Annotated in this window: 1 pseudogene; it reads right to left on the bottom strand. The window is 39.5% G+C overall.

What is annotated here, in order from left to right:
* Positions 1 to 73: 73 nt before the first annotated feature.
* A pseudogene (locus tag SB717_RS36540) lies at positions 74 to 266 on the bottom strand (L-fucose/L-arabinose isomerase family protein); the annotation flags it as partial.

The following is a 266-nucleotide window of genomic DNA, read 5'->3' as shown; positions in this document are numbered from 1 at the left end:
CTGCAACACTTCATAAAAAACAGGCTGTCCTAAAATAGTACAGCCTGCCAGATTATTTATTTAATCGTGTAGATCAGCATACTTTAACAACATCCATATTAAGGAGTTTTCCAAGTTTATCAATTTTATCAGCGATATGCCCGATACCAACTGCGCAATGGTGAGCAGGGCCATAACTGTTCCATGAATTAACAAACCCTCTTGCTCCCAGTGGAAATTTATAACGGCTATTGGTATTCCCGATTTGCAATATAGGACCAGGTACC

This window comes from Priestia sp. SIMBA_032 (assembly GCF_046535215.1).
Taxonomy (GTDB): Bacteria; Bacillota; Bacilli; order Bacillales; family Bacillaceae_H; genus Priestia; species Priestia aryabhattai.
Note: the sequence above shows the minus strand (reverse complement) of the source record. Positions and strands in the feature narration are given on the sequence as shown.